This window comes from Synechococcus sp. MU1625 (assembly GCF_020514205.1).
GTDB lineage: Bacteria > Cyanobacteriota > Cyanobacteriia > PCC-6307 > Cyanobiaceae > Parasynechococcus.
Window position 1 is genome coordinate 975,541 of record NZ_VTLA01000001.1, and the last position, 17,560, is coordinate 993,100.

Genomic DNA, 17,560 nt, shown 5'->3' on the forward strand with positions numbered 1-17,560 from the left:
CGTTTAAAAGGCGCCGGCGGCCGGCATAAGGGTGAGGTCTTCGATCAACTGGTTGCTGGGTTGCATCGCCAGATTCGCCAGTGTCTCTGCTGCCTGATCGACAGAGAGCATGGCACGACGATCGAAATCGCTTTGTACGGTTTCCGCGTCCCAAAGCGGTGTGTTGACGGCTCCGAGGGTGAGGGTGCAGGCACGAATGCCATGGTCTCGCTCCTCTTCTGCCAGACAGCGGGTGAAGCTGGCCAACGCAGCCTTGGTCACGCAATACGCTCCCCATTGGGGGAAGGCATTGCGGGCCGCATGGCTGCTGATGTTGATCACCAGTCCGCCGTTCTCACGCATGGAGGGAACAACAGCAGAACAAACCTGCATCACGCTGGTGACATTCAGCTGTAGCAGCCATTGCCAACGCTCCAGCGGCATGGACAGAAGTTCACCGGTGTAAGCAGCACCGGCGTTGTTGATCAACACCGAAGGGGTCGCCCCCCGCTGCAATAGATCAGCCATCGCCAAAGCGATCGCATCGGGCTGGGTCAGGTCAATGGCTGCAGACGCCACAGAGACGCCCTGCTCACTGAGCTGTGCAGCGAGCTGATCAAGTTGATCGGCACTACGGGCCGTCAGCAGAAGGTCCCAACCCTGTTGAGCCAGAAGTTCGGCTGTGCGGCGACCAATGCCTCGGCTCGCACCCGTAATTAGAGCCGTTGGCAAAAACCGTTAGCAAACCGCGATACTTTAAGCCGCTTTCTCGACATCCTGTGACGTTTTTTCGAGAAAGCGCCCCATCGCCCTGAATTTGGAGTAGCGGGCATCGCGGAGCTCCTGTTCCGACAGGCTCAACAATTCATCGAGATGCCGGTCAATCGCCGCCCGCAGAATTGCGCCGGCCTCCAACGGTGCCCAGTTGTTGCCACCGGATGGCTCCTCGAGCACCTCATCCACCACCCCCAGCTCCAATAAATCGCGGCCGGTGATTCGCAAAGCCGCCGCTGCATCCGGCGCCTTCGCTGCATCACGCCAGAGAATGGAGGCACAGGCTTCAGGGCTGGCAACGGTGTAAACGCTGTGCTCGAACATCAGCAATCGGTCCGCAACCCCGATCCCCAACGCACCCCCGGAACCGCCTTCGCCGATCACAGTGGCGATAACCGGAACGCGTAAGCGGAACATCTCCCGCAGGTTGACTGCGATTGCTTCACCCTGACCCTGCTCCTCCGCTTCGAGTCCGGCATAAGCGCCAGGAGTATCGATGAAAGTGAGGATCGGCAAGCGAAAGCGATCGGCGTGGTCCATCAACCGCATTGCTTTGCGGTAGCCACCCGGAGCGGCCATCCCGAAATTGCGTGCGACGTTTTCCTTGGTGTCGCGTCCTTTCTGATGGCCGATCAACATGATCGGTCGATCACCCACCCTTCCTACGCCGCCAATCAACGCCTGATCGTCATTGCCACGACGGTCTCCATGCAGTTCGACCCAGTCGTCACAGAACATCTGAATGAAATCCAGCGTGCTCGGACGATGCGGGTGGCGGGCGACCTGAATCTTCTGGGCGGGAGTCAGACCCTGAAATATCTCCTGACGCCGACGGGCTGCCAGGGTCTCCAGCTGCTGCAGCTGCTGCGACACGTCAACTTCCGAATCCCTGGCCAACTGGCGGATTTGCTCAATCTGCTGCTCCAGCTCGACAAGCGGTTTTTCGAACTCAAGCAGGGGGCGACGGGGCATGGCTCTCCGGGGGTCAGGCGGCAGTGGCCTGCAGGTTGGGATGGAGGTTCAGAGTGCTGAACCCATGGCGGACCGATGCCGCACCGATGAAATCCATCTTCTCGAGGGTGATGTTGTTGCGCCCCCAGCTGAAGTTGGTGTGACAGCGCTCGAACTCGAGCAGCATGGCCTCTGCGAAACAAGCAAACATCTGGCGCTGAGGTTTCTCCATCTCGGCGATGGCCATCATCGACCAACCAATGTCGCGGCAGAACTCAACGATTCCACCCTTCAGGACGTGAATGCCGCCACCAGCGACCTTGGTATTCAGATTCTTGGGGTAGCCCCCGTCAATCATCAAACAAGGCTTCTTCAAACTGTTGTGATCGATCTCAAGGGTCCGGGGCATGCTCGCCACCCAGACCACCACATCAGCTTCCGGCAGAGCCTCATCGAGCGTCAAGATCCTTCCACCGCCGAGTTCCTGTTGCAGGTCCAGCAACGGTTGCTGCTGACGCGCCACCAATAAAAGTTCTTCGACGCCGGTCCGCGCCTGCAGCCAACGGCAGACGGCGGAACCGATGTCACCGGTCGCTCCAACAACGGCGACCTTGGCCTTACTTAGGTCGATACCGAGAGTTGGCGCGTTGTTCTCCACCTGGCGGCAGATCACCCAGGCCGTGTGAGTGTTCCCTGTGGTGAACCTCTGCCAATCCAGGGTGGTGCTGCGCACCGTCTGGTGCTGCAGCAGATTGAAATTCTCGAAAATGATCGAGGTAAAACCGCCCAGGGCGGTGATGTTGATGCCCTTCTTCTGGGCAAGTTCCATCGCGTTGAGCACCTTGCGCCGAGCCGTCTTGAAACGGCTCAGCATCTCGGGCACGAAGCAAGAGTCGATATAGGCACCCTCAATGGTCGTGCCCGTTGGACTGGTGACTTCGACGTGCTCAACAAGCTGCGGAGGTGCGCTGCACCACACATCGAGATCTCCGTCCGAAATGTGATCGAACCCGAGTTCCATTGCCTTGCGGCGAGCGGCCTCAAAACTCGTTGAATGTCCGATCAGACCAAACATGTACTACCGCTGACGTCTCAAAGAACACCTCGAGGAACCATGCTCCCACGCCAACCGGTATCGATGGCAACGTGCCTGTCGAAAAACCGGCGTTAATTGGGTCCTGAACTGGCCTAAACGGCCAGAGCTGCCGCCGCCATCCTGGCGATGTCACGGGACGTGAAGCCGATTTCACCCAACGCTTCCTGGTAGGCGATCAGGAAATCTTCGATCAGGTCTTCCTTTTCCATATGGAGGACGGCAGCGTCAGCAGCCACGTCTTCCAGCATCGAGCGGATTAGGGGAAGATTCGCCTTGTTTGCTTCGAACAGCTCATCCTTGCTGGTTTCGAAGTTGGCCTTCAGCCATTCCTGGCCATAGTTCAGATGGGTGTACTCATCTTTGACAACACCCTCAGTGATCTTGCGAGCGAAGGGATCAGCAACGGGGATATAGATGTGATAAGCCGAAATGGCAAACGCTTCGATCAACAGAGCCTGGATCAACAGGCAAGTAACAACCTTGCCTTCCTTGAGCGCAGCTTGGAAGTTGCCGTGAAGCGGTTCGAAGAACTTCTTGGCAAAAGGAAGGTCAGCTTCAACGCCAAGGTTCCGGCCGCAGGAGGTGAAGCCCTTCATGTGCTTCATTTCCATCCGTGCCAGGCGCTTGAGCTCCTCAGCCTGGTCAGGGATCAGCGTCCCAAGAGAAATGTAGTTGTCGTGGGCTTCCTGCTCGCCCTCGATGACAATGGCGTTGATCCGGCTGTAGGCGTCCTTGTAGGCAGCGGTTGTGAAATCGGGCAGTGCGTCTTGGCCCTCCAGCACAGGTGCTTCAGGTGCGTTGAGGGTCGTCATAGGACGCTTGCTACCGCTTCAGTGGGACTGACAATAACCAGTGCCCCCAGAGTTGGGGACACATGCGTCCAAAGTTCAGGACTTGGGCGCGCCGTTGGACGGGTTGGTGAGCAGGCTTTGGGAGGGGGGCCAGTCACTCGCCATAAGGGTCTGAAAACGCGCCTGCCAGTGGCGAATAAGACGTTCCTCCAAGCGGCGGCCCAGGTCTGTCGATGCCGGACGCGCATCCCCGATCACTCCCGACACGCTGAGATCGTCGGTGAGCCAAGCGCAGGGTGCCGCTCCTTCGAGGCTCCACCCCTCCGGCGGGTCCTGAGCTGAGCCTGGTGCTGGATATCCATCCACGGGACGATCCGAACCGACCAGCTCTGGGGCCATCTGCAGCATCAAGCTGGTTTCGGCTTGTCCGGCATGAAGACCGTGGAGCAATTCCTGCTCAGGCAACAGTTCAGCCAACCCCTCCACACCACTCCAAAGGAAACAGGGAAGAACAGCCAGCGACGGGCTGCTGGCCCGCAGCTGGCGGGCCGCAACCTGCAACAAACCGATTTGGCCGCCGTGGGCATTGAACAGAACGAGGCGTTGCATCCCCATCGCCGCAAATTGCATGCCCACCTGGTCGACCAATTCCAGAATGAGAGGAGCCGAAAGGCTGAGAGTGCCAGAGAAATTCTTGTGCTCGGGCGAAAAACCAAGGGCCTGACAAGGCATCCGCCAAAGCGGCAGAGCTGGATCAAGCCCGAGCAGAACCGAATCAAGGATGCTTTCAGCGAATACGGCATCCGTCGACAGCGGCAGATGAGGTCCGTGTTGCTCACAGGCTCCGAATGGCCAGATCACCGTGGCACCAGGCCGGGTGGCAGCATTTTTTGCCTCGGGCCATGTCAGCTGATCAAATCGCTTTCGGAGCTGGTCCATGGAATTACACAGGCAGGAGGGTGCTGATCCCAGCCCAGCCTGTCAAAATGGTCGATCGATGACCCCGATGGTCCATGCCCGCAGCCGGCAGTCCGCAGCCCAACCGCCCCAAGGCACCAAAGCCGGCAGCGACCAAACCGCTGCAGGTGATGCAGATTAATCGCCGTGAAGAGCAGGAGCAGCTCGCACGGGAAGCAGCAGAAGCGCGCGCGGCAGCCGAGGCAGCAGCTGAAAAAGCACGAATCCTGGAGGAGCGGGCTGGTCTAGCCATGCCGCCAAAGCCAGCCCAACAAGACGGAAGAACGTCTCCCAGCACAGACGATGACGCCCGGTTCGACATGGGTGCCATGGAAGGCATGACCATGGCCGACTTGATGGGTGCGCCTGATCAGCAACCCAAGAAGGAGCAGCGCAATCAACCGCGCAGCGTTGATGATTTCGATTTCGATGAAGAAGCCTTCCTCGCCGCTCTGGACGAGAACGCTCCCGTGGGCACGACAGGGGAGGTGATCAAGGGCACGGTGATCGGTATCGAAAACGATGGCGTGTATGTCGATATCGGCGGTAAAGCTCCTGGCTACATGCCCAAGAGCGAGGCAGGCCTCGGCGTTGTGACCAACTTCCGGGAACGCTTCCCGAAAGGCCTTGAGGTCGAGGTTCTGGTGACCCGTGAGCAGAACGCTGATGGGATGGTCACGATCAGCTGCCGCGCCCTGGAGCTGCGCAAGAGCTGGGACCGGGTGAAGGAGATGGAAAAGCAGGGGAAAGTCGTTCAGGTCATTGTGAATGGCTTCAACCGCGGCGGTGTCACCTGCGATCTCGAAGGGCTGCGCGGCTTTATCCCCCGCTCACAACTCCAGGACGGTGAAAACCATCAAGAGCTGGTGGGCAAGACCATGGGAGTGGCCTTCATCGAGGTCAATTCCGAGACACGCAAGCTGGTGCTATCCGAGAAACGTGCTGCCGTTGCTGAACGGTTCCAGGATTTGGAAGTGGGGCAACTGGTGGAAGGGCAGGTTGCAGCGGTCAAGCCCTATGGCCTGTTCATTGATCTCGGAGGCATCAGCGGTCTGTTGCATCAATCGGCGATCACCAATGGCAGCCTGCGCTCGATCCGTGAGGTCTTCGATCAGGGTGATCGGGTGTCGGCCCTGATCACAGAACTGGACCCTGGACGGGGACGCATCGGCCTCAACACAGCACTGCTGGAGGGCCCCCCCGGAGAGCTACTCATCGAAAAAGACAAAGTGATGGCTGAAGCAGCAGATCGCGCCAGCCGGGCACAAAGCGTTTTGAAGCAGCAGGAGCAATCCGCCGGATGAGCACTGCTGCCCTGACAGCCGCTGAGGACTGGGAACTTGACTTCTATTCCCGACCGATCCTGGAGGCCGATGGCCGAAAGCGCTGGGAACTTCTAATCACCTCCACCCCTGCGGTGAGCGGCGACACACCACCGTTTCGCTTCGCCAAGGTTTGTCCCTCCGGTGAGGTGAATTCACTGTGGTTAAGCCAAGCCCTCGCGGAAGCCAAGGAGGCGTCCGCCAGTGGGGGCTGGGGATCCCCCGTGCGCCTGCGTTGCTGGCGCAGTTCGATGCGAACGATGGTGCAACGGGCCGCCACCGAACAAGATCTGGAAGTGATTCCAAGTCGCCGCACCTTCGCTCTGCTCGATTGGCTCCAGCAGCGTGAAAGGGAGGTGTACCCACAGGATGAGGGGTTCATGGCAGGACCACTCGCACCCCCACCGGCCCCTGTTACGACACCACCGGTGCCCCTGCCGGAAGAAGTTCAAGGGGATGCCTGGAGCTGGGCAGCCTTGCCGGCAAGCCTGCTGCTAGAGGCATCGGAATGGCCGATGAGTTTCAACGGGCTTCTGCCGGTGCCCGATGGCATCGATCCCGATGCTTCCGTGCCGGGTTTACGCCTGTTCAGCCAGAGCCGCTCCCTCGCCATGGCGGGCTGGTTGGGGGGTCTTGAACCGGTGCGCATGGTCGTTGAAGACCGGCAGCTGGTGCTGGAAGCCGGTCAGGACGACCGCTGGCTTGTGAGTGACCTCGAATCGGGTGTTGCCACTGAAATCGCCGAAGCACTCATGACCTCACAACAGCAAGTGCGCGGCCTGCAATTCATCGCCATCCAAGCCAGCCCCGAGGAGCAGACCTTTGGGGGCTTCTGGATGCTGCGGGACATCCCGATGGCCTGATCGCAAGGCTGATGGACGACAGGCCTTTTGATCGACCAGACAGCAGCTTCAACACGTTGAAGAACTGGACCTGGATCGGTTGTTACGGGGGCTACTACCTCCAAAGCGATCTGCTGCATGAGCAGGGCTTTGAACACGGCTTCTTCACCCGGCTCTGGCAGGGCCGCGGGCCCGACCAACTGGCGGGCTACATCAGCGCGGGCATCAGCGTCCATCGTCCCCAGCAGGTGCATAGCGGAATCGTTCTGAAGGCCAGCGAAGCTCGTCAGGATCCCTGGCCCGAGGCCGACGGCCTAGTGAGTGATCGCGGAGGCCAGAGCCTCTGGGTGTGCGGTGCGGACTGCACTCCAGTTCTGATCGCCGATCCCGGCACCGGGCATGCCGCTGCCTGTCATGCCGGCTGGCGTGGGGTGGCCGCTGGAATCCTGATGACGGCCCTCGATCAGCTGTTGGAGCTGGGTGCCCGTCGAGAGGATCTGGTCATTGCCCTAGGCCCTGCCGTGAGCGGCAAGCGCTATCAGGTGGGAGAAGACGTGGTGGAGGCCATCACTGCCGCGATTCCAGGGGATGCTGATCTCCATGAGAGCGAAGTCCTCCTGCCGGATGAGCAGCCTGGGAGGCATCGCCTGGACATTCGCACCGCTGCCAGGGTGCAACTCCAGAGCGCAGGAATCGCCGGCGAACGGATCGCCCACTGCCCGCTCTGCACCGTCAGTGAACCCGAGCTGTTCCATTCCTGGCGACGGGATCAGGTGAAAGCCGTGCAATGGAGCGGAATCGTGGCGCAAGCCCCAACCTGAGCCACGCCAATCACGGATCAAGGGCTAAGGCTGACGAATTTCCAACCAAAAGCCCTTTGAAGGAAGCATTTCAGCTTTCAAGATGTTCCAGTCGATCCTTCGCCTCGTTTTGGCGAGTGCAGTCTCCCTCGCCCCCCTGATCGCATGTGCCGGTGCCGCTGATGCAAGCCGTCGGTGATGTCGGAAACCATCAGGGTGAGCGACGTCAAGGTTGCTCAGGATTCCTGGTGTGAGGCCCTCATCACCATTAGCAAAAACCACGATGAAGGAGGCCTGGCCAAATCCAAACCCCTGGCCGGAGAGATCATCGATGCGGCCTACGGCTACTAGTTCGGTCCTGTGGCCTTCAAGCCGACCTGGGCCAAGGGTGACGTCACCTTCCGCGCCACCCGCAGTGGCGCTGTGTCCTATTTCGTCGGGGACGATCCCGCCTTTGGCGACTCCGGCTTTGCCATTGGCACCCCCGGCACCACGCGCAGCCCCTGGGTGAAATGTAAGCCTGAAATTTTCGTGATTCAGAGCTTTGGGAACACCTCCAATGCCATGGGCTGGGTGCATCTGGAAGCGGCCGATGGCACCACCAGCAAGGTCGATAAAACCTTCGGTTACGTGCGTGATGACGAAGGTGCTCTACGGATCGTGGTGCATCACTCCTCCACCCCCTTTGCCGGGTATTGATCGCCTGGACGGGTGAGGGTCAACAGGACTGGCGGCCGGTCCCCAGGATTTCGATGGCTAGGGCCTCAGCGGCCCGAATGCCATCGATTCCAGCCGAAAGGATGCCGCCGGCGTACCCCGCCCCTTCACCCGCCGGCACCAGCCCCCTCACATTGAGCGATTCCAGCGCGTCATCCCTGGGTATGCGAACGGGCGATGACGTGCGGGTTTCGACGCCCGTGAGTACGGCATCGGGGTGGTCGTAACCCTTCAGCTTGCGGGCAAAGGCAGGCAACGCTTCCCGCAAGGCCTCAACGATGGAAACCGGCAGCAGATCGTTCAGGTCGGCCGGGTGCACACCCGGTTGATAGGACGCTGGGATAGCGCCAAGACGGGTTGACGGACGCTCAGCGAGGAAATCCTCCAGCCGCTGCGCCGGCGCGGCATAGCTTCTGCCCCCCAGTCGGAAGGCACGCTCTTCGAGCTCACGTTGAAGGGCAATCCCCGCCAATGGATCCCCGGGGAAACGTTCAAACGGTGCAAGGTCGTCTGCCTCCAAAGCCACGACCAAACCACTGTTGGCGTTGCGTTCATTGCGGGAATGCTGGCTCATGCCGTTGGTCACGACCCTGCCCTCTTCCGACGTCGCACCCACGACAAATCCACCGGGACACATGCAGAAGCTGTAAACGCAGCGTCCGTTCTCTGCATGGTGCACCAACTTGTACTCGGCGGCCCCGAGGCGAGGATGGCCGGCCGCCTCCCCCCATCGGGCTGCATCGATCAGATGCTGCGGATGCTCAATCCGCACACCCACCGAAAACGGTTTGCGCTGCAGTTGCACGCCGATCTCTTCCAGCATTTCGAAGCAGTCCCGCGCCGAATGACCGGGAGCCAGCACCAGATGGCGGCAAGGGATCTCAGCACCGTCAGCCAGCACCACCCCCTCGAGTTGATGGGGCTTGTCAGCGACGCTGGCACTGAGCTGCAGGCGAGCCACACGACTGTTGAACCGCACCTCGCCTCCCAGGGCTTCAATGCGAGCCCGTAGACCGCGCACCACGGTGGCGAGTTTGAAGGTGCCGATATGGGGTCGATGCAGCGTCAAGATCTCTTCACTGGCGCCACAGGCCACCAGCTCCTCCAGCACCTTGCGGCCGTAGTGCTCGGGATCGCTCACCTGGCTGTAGAGCTTGCCGTCCGAGAAGGTGCCGGCCCCCCCCTCACCGAATTGGGCGTTGGATTCCGGGTTGAAGGGGCTGGTTCCCCGCCAAAAGCCGAAGGTCTGCAGGGTGCGCTGCTTCACCGACTGCCCCCGTTCCAGCAACAGCGGCCGGAAACCCATCTGCGCCAGGAGCAGGGCAGCGAAATAGCCGCAGGGGCCTGCTCCCACCACCACCGGCCGATCGACCGGATCCAACGGGAAGCCATCAGGGGCATTGCCGACAGACCGATAGCGGGTATCCGGCGCAAGACGAACCCGTCCTTTGTTGCCGATGCGCCGCAACAAGGCAGCTTCACCCCTCACCTGCACATCCACGCTGTAGATCAACTGAATCCGATCGCGGCGACGCGCATCGACACTGCGCTTCACCAGGGTCTGGCCTAGGAGTTGATCCGGCGGAATCCGCAGGCGCTTAAGCACCGCCTCCCTCAGGGCCTCCTCCCCGTGATCCAGGGGCAGCTTCAACTCACTCAGTCGCAGCATCTCGAGGTCGTATCCCCAGACCTCATTCGATCAGACCGGCAATGGCCTGACCTGAAGGTGCCTGGCCGCCACGAAAGCGGGAATCACTGGCAACCGCCTGAAGACGCAAGCGCTCACCGCGGCGCCGCTGATCGAAGGCCTCGCAAATCGGGACTGCCTCCTGATCGGGATCGAGCCAACCCATGGCATCGTTGGTTCCATCATCGGACAGCTGCAGCGGTGCTGCATCCGCCAAAGCCAACAGCCTCGCCGTATCGAAGCCGGCACCGGCGAGCAGCGAAGGAGTTGCACCGGTGTGCTGCTGGAAGTTCTCTTGGAAGTCAGACCAGGCGTCCCCACGAGCTGGGTGCCGCAGGCCAAGCTGTTGCCAAGGAACCTCGGGAGCATCCTGCAGGCCTTCAGCCTCAGTGAGCCAAATCCAGTTCGGAGTTCGCGGTGCCCCACCGCCGAAGCGGCCCTGCTGCTGCTCAGCCCGCAGCTGTTGCGAGAGAGGGCCATCGGGGGCATCAGCAACCACAACAGTGGGCACCCACGACCAGGCCATGTCGTCCTTGAACCGTTGCAGACGCCGGTCGTTGCTGGGATCCACCCGCTGAACCGGCTCGGCTTCGTAGCTCTCAACAATGCCGCCAGCAGCCTGGAACAGTTCGACAAAACCCTTGGAGCTTATGGACTCCAGGGCGGACGGGGCCTCCACCACCATGGCCCGTTCCCAACCGGCCTCCATCGCCGCCGCCACCATCGCTTTCAAATCCTCCTGTTGGCAGGGAACCAGCGGCCAAAGCCGTTCACGGCCTTCGAGGCCACGCAAGGTGTCCAGAGACTGCCCCCGCTGAAAGGGCAACAGCACGGTGAGATCCCGCTCAACCGCCAAAGCAGCAAAGGTCCGCAAATCCGCAGACGGGGGTGCCACCAGCAGCTTGAGTTCGCTGGAAGGCATCAACTGCGCCTCAGGCGCCTCGCCGGAGTTCAACCCATGCCAGACCACCGGGGGGAAAGACTCACCACAGGCCTCCACCGAAGACTGGCCGAGACGAAAGCCCTGCAAGAAGTCCTGCCGCAATGCAGCATCGCGATGGCCCACCGGAAGCAGCACCGCCAGCCGTGGGCGATTGAGGCCACTGGCGACCATGGATTGGCATCCGATCAGCGTCGCCGTAACAACAGACCACGACAGCCAAGGCCAGCATCGCCACTCAGGCTTCGACATGGAATCGGAGGGAAGCAACCCGATTCCCGCAAGTTAGGGAGAGGGATCGGACTCGTCTGGTTTTGTCACAGGGGTCTCAGACCCGCCTCCCAACTGGGACAACCAACCGGCCAAGAGCAAGCCAACGCCGAGTCCGATGGCCAGGGGGCGATTTTCGGCGGCGGCTCCCTGACCCCAAACGGCCGTTGCCAGAAAAGCACCGCCCAACAGAAGGCAAGGCACCAGCACAATGCCTCGGGCGACTCTGTTATCAGCCATCGACCCCACAGCTGTTGATAGCCAAACCGGCGGCAATCAAGCCACTGCTGAGGTCACGCTCAGCACCGATTGGCGTCACCAGAGCCATGAGCTGACCCTCGCTGGAACCAACCGGTCGGAGATTGACCCTGCGCCGGCGCGGCAGTTCCTTACGCAACCAGGCGGTCGCTTCGGCTTCGTGGCTCACATCAACGGATGTGCAGGCCAGGGAAACGGTGTAGGTGCGGTTGTGATCGCCGACCTGAAGCAGGGAGCTGCTGCGCACCTGAAGCACCTCAGCGGCCTGAACCGGAACTGCCCAAAGCAGCAACAGCAATCCGGTTAAGACAAGTCGAATCAAGGGGTCGTGGCATTGAGAACCGGCATAGGGGCCGGGAGGCCCACCATTTCAGCATTGCTTTTGCCGGGGGGAACCATCGGATAACAGTTCTCACCGCGGCGCACGTGGATATCAATCAGCATCGGGCCGGGGGCCTTCAAAGCGGCCTCCAGGTCAACGCGCAAGGTCTCCCGCTCGCGGATGTGCACGCCGTCCACACCGAAGGAGCGGGCGAGGGCAACGAAGTCCGGCATGCCATTGAGCATGTCGGAAGCTGAATAGCGCTCGTCGTAGAAACTCTCCTGCCATTGGCGCACCATGCCCTGCCAATGGTTGTTGACGATCACCACCTTCACCGGGAGGCTGTAGGCCGCCAGTGTTCCCAGCTCCTGAATGTTCATCAGGATGCTGGCGTCACCGGCAATGCACACCACTTGACGATCGGGGCAAGCCACCTGGGCGCCCATCGCGGCCGGCATGCCGAAACCCATGGTGCCGAGACCGGCACTGCTGATCCAGCCGCGGGGACCATTGCGTAGGTACTGGGCGGCCCACATCTGGTGCTGCCCCACATCGGTCGTAACGATGGCATTCGGCGCAAGGTCCCGAACGGCAAGCAGAACCTCCTGGGGGAACAGGGCTCCCTCAGCGGGAGGAACGGTGAGGGGATAGGTCTGTTTCCACTCGGCAATGCGCGCAAGCCAGGGAGCGGTTCGTGGTTGCACCTGCTGTTGCAGGCTCAGCTCCACCAACCGCGCCACGCTCAGGCCCAGATCACCCAGCACCGCAACCTCAGGACGACGGGTCTTGCCGATCTCAGCCGGATCAATCTCAAAGTGGATCACCCGGGCCCGAGGGGCAAAGGTATCGAGCTTGCCGGTGACCCGATCATCAAAGCGGGCGCCGACGGCAATCAGTAGATCGCATTCGGTGACGGCGAAGTTGGCGTAGGCCGTACCGTGCATTCCGAGCATCCCTACGGATAAGGGGTCGTTCTCATCGAAGACACCCTTGCCCATCAAGGTGCTTGTTACGGGGATCTGGAAGCGCTCTGCGATGACACGAAGGCTGTCGTGAGCACCCGCAGAGATTGCACCACCCCCCACGTACAGCAGGGGGCGCTCCGCCTCCATGATCAGCTCAAGAGCTGACAGGATCGGCTCATCCCGCGGTGGCTGCGGCTTGCGAAAGCCCTGGGGAACAATCGACCCAGGCTCAACGGGCACATAATCGAACATCTCCTGACCGACATCCTTCGGGACGTCAATCAGGACCGGACCCGGACGACCACTCGCTGCGATCAGAAAGGCCTGGGCAACGATGGACGCAAGATCCGCTGGATCCCGCACCACCCAGGAATGCTTCACGATCGGCAGGGTGATGCCAAAGATATCGGTCTCCTGGAAGGCATCGGTGCCGATCGCCGGACGGGGCACCTGACCGGTGATTACCACCATGGGCACCGAGTCCATCTGGGCGGTGGCGATGCCGGTAACCAGGTTGGTTGCACCGGGACCGGATGTGCCAAAGCAAACGCCCACCTTGCCGGTGGCGCGGGCATAGGCATCGGCCGCATGGGTTCCAGCCTGCTCATGTCGCACCAGGATGTGCTTCACCCACCCCTCGCTCTCGGCGATATGGAGGGCGTCATAGATGGGAAGAATCGCCCCGCCGGGGTAGCCGAAGATCGTGTCGACGCCGTGACGTCGGAGGGCATCCATCAGGGCTGTGGCCCCTGACATTCTCTGTCCACCGTTACCTGCCTGCTGCCCGGTGACGGCCGAAGACGCGGAGGTGAGAGTCACAGGGGCGACAGGTCAATGACCCTCAAGGTTAAGGGCCGGAAGCGCCCCCGGCTTGATCAGAGCAATCCGAGGGCATGAAGCGGCCCTTGACCACTGATCAACTCGAGCAGAAAAGCCGAAAAACCCACCATGGCAAGACGGCCGTTCCAGACTTCCGAACTGTTGTTCCAGCCCCATTCCCACTTCTCCTGTGGGTAGAGCTTCACCTTGGTGGGCAGTTCCGCCGCCGCATCCAGACTCACTTCAGGACCCTGCAGGCTGCTGCTCACCAGATCAGCCAGCCCTTCAATGAAGGGGGTATAGGTATCGAGAGCCCGCACGCGGCGGAAATTCACCACGCCAGCCTCGGTGGCCAGCTCCCGGTATTCGATGTCAATTTCCTCGAGCGTCTCGATGTGCTCGCTAACGAAGCTGATCGGCACCACCACGAGGTCATTGGTCTTGGCTTCGCCTAATTCTTCAAGCGCCTCTTCCGTGTAGGGCTTCAGCCATTCCACCGGGCCCACACGGCTTTGATAGGCCAGGGTGAAGGGGTTGTCGTGACCCATCTGAACGGCCAGTTCCTTCATGATCAAACCCGTGCAGGCTTCGATCTCTTTTTGGTAGGGGTCGCCAGCCTCTTCGACGTAGCTCTTCGGCACACCGTGAGCACTGAAGAAGACGTGAGCTTTGCTGGGATCATCGCTATTGCGGACTTCTTCAGCGATCAGCTCGGCCATGGCTTTCACATAGCCCGGGTGATCGAACCAACTGCGGATGCAGCGAATCGGCAGCTTCTCAAAGGAGGGATCTGCCTGACGCAGCCGCTGCAGCTCACGGAAACTGGAGCCACTCGTGCTGATCGAGAAGTGGGGATAGAGGGGGAGCACCACCACCTCATCCATGCCGTCGGCCTTGATGTCCGCTACAGCGGATTCCGTGAACGGATGCCAATAGCGCATGGCCACATAGCTGGTGGCATCGATGCCGCGCTGCCGCAACATGCTCTGAAGTTCTCGAGCCTGCTGCTCGGTAATCCGGCGCAGCGGTGATCCGCCACCGATGGAGCGATAGGCCTCCTGCGACTTACCACTGCGCAGGGTGCTGATCAACCAAGCCAGTGGCTTCTGCAGCGCCGGGCTAGGCAGCCGAATGATCTCAGGATCGGCGAACAGGTTGTAGAGAAAAGGCCCAACATCCTGGATTCGCTCCGGGCCACCCAAGTTCAACAGGACGACACCGACGCGAGACATACCGAGCAGAACGGCTTGAGGGGGTTGAGCGTAGCGGCCATCGACGCGATCCTTGACGTCGACGACACATTTATGGAGCTCAAAAGTGCGCTGGAGACCGCCAATGCGCAGCTGGCGGCACGGGGGACACGACTGCGCATCGAACAGCGGGGTCGACGGCTGAACCTGCGCGGGGCTCTGCCTCTACGCGGCGATCCGAGCCGGAGCCGCTTGCAACGGATCAGTCTGGGGCTGACGGCAGATCCAGCCGGGCTGAATCAAGCCCTCAGCACCGCAGCCCTGGTGCAACTGCAATTGGAGCAGCGCAGTTTTGATTGGACGCTCTGGTCAGCCCCAACGTCAACCAAAGCCAAGAGCCAATCCATCGGAATTCAGGCCGCACTCGAGAGCTTCGAGAGAGCATTTTTTACCGACCCGCGTCGACGCCGCTCCCCAGCGAGCAGCCGCACCACCTGGACAAGCGCCTATCTGCCCTACCTGCGGCGCCTGGCCCATCAGAGCGGTGATCAGCAGCTGGAGCCGACGCTGCTGATGCAGACCCTGACCAGTTACGACGACGGCAGCCGCAGTCGCCAGCAATGCGCCACAGCCCTAGCGGCCCTGGCCCGCCATCTGGAGCTGCCCTTACCGGAGGACTGGCGCCAGGAGGCCGGCGGCTATGGCCTGCACAGGGCCCGCTTCCGCCAACTGCCCACCGACCCTCAGATCCTTGAGGCCGCAGGCCGCATTCCCAATCCCCAGTGGCGCCTGGCCTTTGCCTTGATGGCCACCTACGGCCTGCGCAACCACGAGGTGTTCTTCTGCGATTGCTCCTCCCTGGCCCCGGGCGGCGATCAGGTGTTGCGGGTGCTGCCGACCACCAAAACCGGTGAACACCAGAGTTGGCCATTCCACCCCGACTGGGTCGAACGCTTCGGCCTAAGGGAGCTAGCGGAGAACCCGGCCGCCCTGCCGGCGATCCAGACCGATCTTCGTCGCACCACCCTGCAGCAGGTGGGACGGCGTGTGAGTGAACAGTTCCGCCGCTATGACCTGCCGATTACGCCCTACGACCTGCGCCATGCCTGGGCCGTGCGCACCATCCATGTCGGCCTGCCGGACACCGTCGCCGCCAGGATGATGGGCCACTCGGTGGCGATCCACACCCGCACTTATCACCACTGGATCACCCGGCGTGACCAGCAGCAGGCGGTGGATGCAGCCCTGGCCCGGCAACCGGCCTGACATCAACCTGACTGCCCTTTTTGCACATCAACGATGACGTCGTTTCTGAGGCCGCTGGCCTACCGCTACCGCTGGATTTACGACACGGTCACGGCGGTGTCGTCGCTGAGTGTGGGTGGGGTGGACCGACTGCGGGGCCTAGGGCTCGCTGCGTTGCAACCCCATCTCAAGTCCGGAGCTGCGGTGCTGGATCTCTGCTGCGGCAGTGGCGAGGCAGCGGCCCCCTGGCTGGCGGCGGGGTATGCCGTAACGGGCCTGGATATCTCCCCCCGAGCCTTGGATCTCGCCGCCCAACGGCACCCGGCCCTGCAGCGGGTGGAGGGGCTGGCCGAAGATCCGCCGCTTGCCGATGGCAGCTTCAGCGCGATCCAAATGAGCGTGGCCCTGCATGAATTTCCCCGCGGCGATCGGGAGCAGGTGCTGCGCAGTGCCCTGCGGTTGCTGGAACCCGGCGGCTGGTTGGTGGTGGTGGATCTGCATCCGGCTGGGCCCTGGCTGAAGCTCCCCCAACAACTCTTCTGCACCCTGTTTGAAACCGACACCGCTACCGCCATGCTGGAGGACGACCTCCCCGCCCAACTGGAGCAACTCGGGTTCGACCATGTCACCCAAGAACTGCTGGCAGGACGGGCCCTGCAGCGCATCACCGCCACTCGCCCTCGATAAGCCTCAATCAACACCCTCCTTCCATGAGCAACCACGACCTCGATCAATCCGCCGCGGAGCTGGGGATGGGGGGGAAACTCGCCCCCGAAGCGGACGACGCCGGCTATCGCAAACGGATGGAACGACGGCAGCAGGTGCAGAAACAGCGGGTCGAGGAGCGCAACAAGGAAAAGGGCTTGGTGCTGGTGTTCACCGGCCAGGGCAAGGGGAAAACAACCGCCGGGCTGGGGCTGGTGTTACGCACCCTGGGGCATGGGGATCGGGTGGCGGTTGTTCAGTTCATCAAGGGAGGATGGGAGCCCGGCGAAGCACGGGCGCTGAAGGCCTTCGGCGAACAGGTGAGCTGGCATGCCCTCGGCGAGGGCTTCACCTGGGAGACCCAGGACCGGGAGCGGGATCAACAGCTGGTGGAAGAGGCCTGGCAGACAGCCCTCGGCTATCTACGGAATGCCAGCGTGAAACTGGTGCTGCTCGATGAGCTCAATGTGGCCCTGAAGCTGGGCTACATCGATGCCGACACCGTGATTGCCGGATTGAACGAGCGACCGGACCTCACCCACGTGGCGGTGACCGGCCGTGGAGCACCGGCTGCATTGGTGGAGCGAGCCGATCTGGTGACGGAGATGACCCTGGTGCACCACCCCTTCCGCGAGCAGGGGGTGAAGGCCCAGGCGGGCATCGAGTTTTAACGGGCTCAGCCCGTCTTAGGCCGCTTCAGCAGCCTCGAGATCGTCCTGAAGACGACGGGTGGCCGCGATGAGCACGGAGAGTCCACTCACCAACAAGGCGCGATGCACGACGGGTTCACGCCAGCAGTCGGGATCTTGGCTGGCGCGTTCCAGGGCCGAGAGGGTGAGACGGGCCATCACACCGCTCTGGGTGGCATCGGTCTCTGGCATCAAGCAGCCGCGGTTCATCCATCCAAGCGGTGATCTGAGGCCTGTGCCA

At 61.6% G+C, this 17,560-nt stretch carries 20 protein-coding genes; 8 read left to right on the forward strand and 12 right to left on the reverse strand.

What is annotated here, in order from left to right; genetic code table 11:
- Positions 1-3 precede the first annotated feature (3 nt).
- From FZX13_RS05690 to FZX13_RS05710, 5 genes are all read right to left on the reverse strand, one after another.
- A complete protein-coding gene (locus tag FZX13_RS05690) occupies positions 4-711 on the reverse strand; it encodes an SDR family oxidoreductase (protein ID WP_226408101.1) in 708 nt (235 codons plus the stop codon).
- Between the two features lie 24 nt (positions 712-735).
- Positions 736-1,725, reverse strand: coding sequence for an acetyl-CoA carboxylase carboxyltransferase subunit alpha (locus FZX13_RS05695; RefSeq protein ID WP_115023910.1), 990 nt, complete (start codon positions 1,723-1,725; stop codon positions 736-738).
- A gap of 13 nt (positions 1,726-1,738) precedes the next feature.
- Positions 1,739-2,779 carry a long-chain acyl-[acyl-carrier-protein] reductase gene (locus FZX13_RS05700; RefSeq protein WP_166016878.1) on the reverse strand — a complete coding sequence of 347 codons (1,041 nt, stop codon included), beginning with the start codon at positions 2,777-2,779 and terminating at the stop codon, positions 1,739-1,741.
- 113 nt (positions 2,780-2,892) lie between these two features.
- Positions 2,893-3,612, reverse strand: coding sequence for an aldehyde oxygenase (deformylating) (locus FZX13_RS05705; RefSeq protein ID WP_115023913.1), 720 nt, complete (start codon positions 3,610-3,612; stop codon positions 2,893-2,895).
- 75 nt (positions 3,613-3,687) lie between these two features.
- On the reverse strand, positions 3,688-4,530 hold the full coding sequence (locus FZX13_RS05710) for a creatininase family protein (protein WP_226408103.1): 843 nt from the start codon (positions 4,528-4,530) through the stop codon (positions 3,688-3,690).
- A 74-nt stretch (positions 4,531-4,604) separates the two neighbouring features.
- On the opposite strand from FZX13_RS05710, the gene FZX13_RS05715 reads away from it, so the two are divergent.
- From FZX13_RS05715 to FZX13_RS05735, 5 genes are all read left to right on the forward strand, one after another.
- Positions 4,605-5,852: a S1 RNA-binding domain-containing protein gene (locus FZX13_RS05715; RefSeq protein ID WP_115023916.1), complete on the forward strand. Its 1,248-nt coding sequence runs from the start codon at positions 4,605-4,607 to the stop codon at positions 5,850-5,852.
- A complete protein-coding gene (locus FZX13_RS05720) occupies positions 5,849-6,733 on the forward strand; it encodes a Tab2/Atab2 family RNA-binding protein (RefSeq protein WP_226398807.1) in 885 nt (294 codons plus the stop codon). Before FZX13_RS05715 ends, FZX13_RS05720 begins: the two co-directional genes overlap by 4 nt.
- A gap of 11 nt (positions 6,734-6,744) precedes the next feature.
- Entirely contained in the window at positions 6,745-7,533 is a 789-nt protein-coding gene (gene pgeF, locus FZX13_RS05725; protein ID WP_226408105.1) for a peptidoglycan editing factor PgeF, read from the forward strand.
- 177 nt (positions 7,534-7,710) lie between these two features.
- Positions 7,711-7,863: a hypothetical protein gene (locus FZX13_RS05730; protein WP_226408107.1), complete on the forward strand. Its 153-nt coding sequence runs from the start codon at positions 7,711-7,713 to the stop codon at positions 7,861-7,863.
- 9 nt (positions 7,864-7,872) lie between these two features.
- The gene (locus FZX13_RS05735; protein ID WP_226408109.1) at positions 7,873-8,211 is read left to right on the forward strand and encodes a hypothetical protein; all 339 of its coding nucleotides are present in this window, start codon (positions 7,873-7,875) and stop codon (positions 8,209-8,211) included.
- 19 nt (positions 8,212-8,230) lie between these two features.
- Here FZX13_RS05735 and FZX13_RS05740 read toward each other — a convergent pair whose 3' ends face one another.
- Genes FZX13_RS05740 through hemH form a run of 6 tightly spaced genes read right to left on the reverse strand, consistent with a single transcriptional unit; the run spans position 8,231 to position 14,722 of the window.
- On the reverse strand, positions 8,231-9,898 hold the full coding sequence (locus FZX13_RS05740) for an NAD(P)/FAD-dependent oxidoreductase (protein WP_226408111.1): 1,668 nt from the start codon (positions 9,896-9,898) through the stop codon (positions 8,231-8,233).
- A 22-nt stretch (positions 9,899-9,920) separates the two neighbouring features.
- Positions 9,921-11,108: an amino acid ABC transporter substrate-binding protein gene (locus FZX13_RS05745; RefSeq protein ID WP_226408113.1), complete on the reverse strand. Its 1,188-nt coding sequence runs from the start codon at positions 11,106-11,108 to the stop codon at positions 9,921-9,923.
- A gap of 33 nt (positions 11,109-11,141) precedes the next feature.
- Positions 11,142-11,366 (reverse strand): GIVxVP protein, encoded by a 225-nt coding sequence (locus FZX13_RS05750; RefSeq protein WP_226408124.1) that lies wholly within the window; start codon positions 11,364-11,366, stop codon positions 11,142-11,144.
- Positions 11,359-11,706, reverse strand: a complete 348-nt coding sequence (locus tag FZX13_RS05755; RefSeq protein WP_226408126.1) for a nuclease — start codon at positions 11,704-11,706, stop codon at positions 11,359-11,361. The genes FZX13_RS05750 and FZX13_RS05755 overlap by 8 nt, the downstream gene beginning before the upstream one ends.
- Positions 11,703-13,490: a biosynthetic-type acetolactate synthase large subunit gene (gene ilvB / locus FZX13_RS05760; protein WP_226398802.1), complete on the reverse strand. Its 1,788-nt coding sequence runs from the start codon at positions 13,488-13,490 to the stop codon at positions 11,703-11,705. Before ilvB ends, FZX13_RS05755 begins: the two co-directional genes overlap by 4 nt.
- Before the next feature lie 56 nt (positions 13,491-13,546).
- Complete coding sequence (gene hemH / locus FZX13_RS05765; protein ID WP_226408128.1) at positions 13,547-14,722, reverse strand: ferrochelatase; 1,176 nt, start codon at positions 14,720-14,722, stop codon at positions 13,547-13,549.
- Positions 14,723-14,794: 72 nt separating this feature from the next.
- On the opposite strand from hemH, the gene FZX13_RS05770 reads away from it, so the two are divergent.
- The 3 genes from FZX13_RS05770 to cobO are packed head-to-tail and all read left to right on the forward strand — an operon-like array spanning position 14,795 to position 17,301.
- A complete protein-coding gene (locus FZX13_RS05770) occupies positions 14,795-15,946 on the forward strand; it encodes a site-specific integrase (RefSeq protein ID WP_226408314.1) in 1,152 nt (383 codons plus the stop codon).
- A 33-nt stretch (positions 15,947-15,979) separates the two neighbouring features.
- Positions 15,980-16,612 (forward strand): class I SAM-dependent methyltransferase, encoded by a 633-nt coding sequence (locus FZX13_RS05775; RefSeq protein WP_226408130.1) that lies wholly within the window; start codon positions 15,980-15,982, stop codon positions 16,610-16,612.
- Positions 16,613-16,635: 23 nt separating this feature from the next.
- Positions 16,636-17,301, forward strand: coding sequence for a cob(I)yrinic acid a,c-diamide adenosyltransferase (gene cobO, locus FZX13_RS05780; RefSeq protein WP_226408132.1), 666 nt, complete (start codon positions 16,636-16,638; stop codon positions 17,299-17,301).
- Positions 17,302-17,316: 15 nt separating this feature from the next.
- Here cobO and FZX13_RS05785 read toward each other — a convergent pair whose 3' ends face one another.
- Positions 17,317-17,511 carry a hypothetical protein gene (locus tag FZX13_RS05785; protein WP_115095211.1) on the reverse strand — a complete coding sequence of 65 codons (195 nt, stop codon included), beginning with the start codon at positions 17,509-17,511 and terminating at the stop codon, positions 17,317-17,319.
- Positions 17,512-17,560 lie beyond the last annotated feature (49 nt).

Bases quoted from the DNA above. Each gene is read 5' to 3' on its own strand.
- FZX13_RS05695 (WP_115023910.1), bottom strand. From the start codon at position 1,725: ATGCCCCGTCGCCCCCTGCTTGAGTTCGAAAAACCGCTTGTCGAGCTG.
- FZX13_RS05700 (WP_166016878.1), bottom strand. From the start codon at position 2,779: ATGTTTGGTCTGATCGGACATTCAACGAGTTTTGAGGCCGCTCGCCGC.
- FZX13_RS05705 (WP_115023913.1), bottom strand. From the start codon at position 3,612: ATGACGACCCTCAACGCACCTGAAGCACCTGTGCTGGAGGGCCAAGAC.
- FZX13_RS05710 (WP_226408103.1), bottom strand. From the start codon at position 4,530: ATGGACCAGCTCCGAAAGCGATTTGATCAGCTGACATGGCCCGAGGCA.
- FZX13_RS05715 (WP_115023916.1), top strand. From the start codon at position 4,605: ATGCCCGCAGCCGGCAGTCCGCAGCCCAACCGCCCCAAGGCACCAAAG.
- FZX13_RS05720 (WP_226398807.1), top strand. From the start codon at position 5,849: ATGAGCACTGCTGCCCTGACAGCCGCTGAGGACTGGGAACTTGACTTC.
- pgeF (WP_226408105.1), top strand. From the start codon at position 6,745: ATGGACGACAGGCCTTTTGATCGACCAGACAGCAGCTTCAACACGTTG.
- FZX13_RS05730 (WP_226408107.1), top strand. From the start codon at position 7,711: ATGTCGGAAACCATCAGGGTGAGCGACGTCAAGGTTGCTCAGGATTCC.
- FZX13_RS05740 (WP_226408111.1), bottom strand. From the start codon at position 9,898: ATGCTGCGACTGAGTGAGTTGAAGCTGCCCCTGGATCACGGGGAGGAG.
- FZX13_RS05745 (WP_226408113.1), bottom strand. From the start codon at position 11,108: ATGTCGAAGCCTGAGTGGCGATGCTGGCCTTGGCTGTCGTGGTCTGTT.
- FZX13_RS05750 (WP_226408124.1), bottom strand. From the start codon at position 11,366: ATGGCTGATAACAGAGTCGCCCGAGGCATTGTGCTGGTGCCTTGCCTT.
- hemH (WP_226408128.1), bottom strand. From the start codon at position 14,722: ATGTCTCGCGTCGGTGTCGTCCTGTTGAACTTGGGTGGCCCGGAGCGA.
- FZX13_RS05770 (WP_226408314.1), top strand. From the start codon at position 14,795: ATGGAGCTCAAAAGTGCGCTGGAGACCGCCAATGCGCAGCTGGCGGCA.
- FZX13_RS05775 (WP_226408130.1), top strand. From the start codon at position 15,980: ATGACGTCGTTTCTGAGGCCGCTGGCCTACCGCTACCGCTGGATTTAC.
- cobO (WP_226408132.1), top strand. From the start codon at position 16,636: ATGAGCAACCACGACCTCGATCAATCCGCCGCGGAGCTGGGGATGGGG.
- FZX13_RS05785 (WP_115095211.1), bottom strand. From the start codon at position 17,511: ATGCCAGAGACCGATGCCACCCAGAGCGGTGTGATGGCCCGTCTCACC.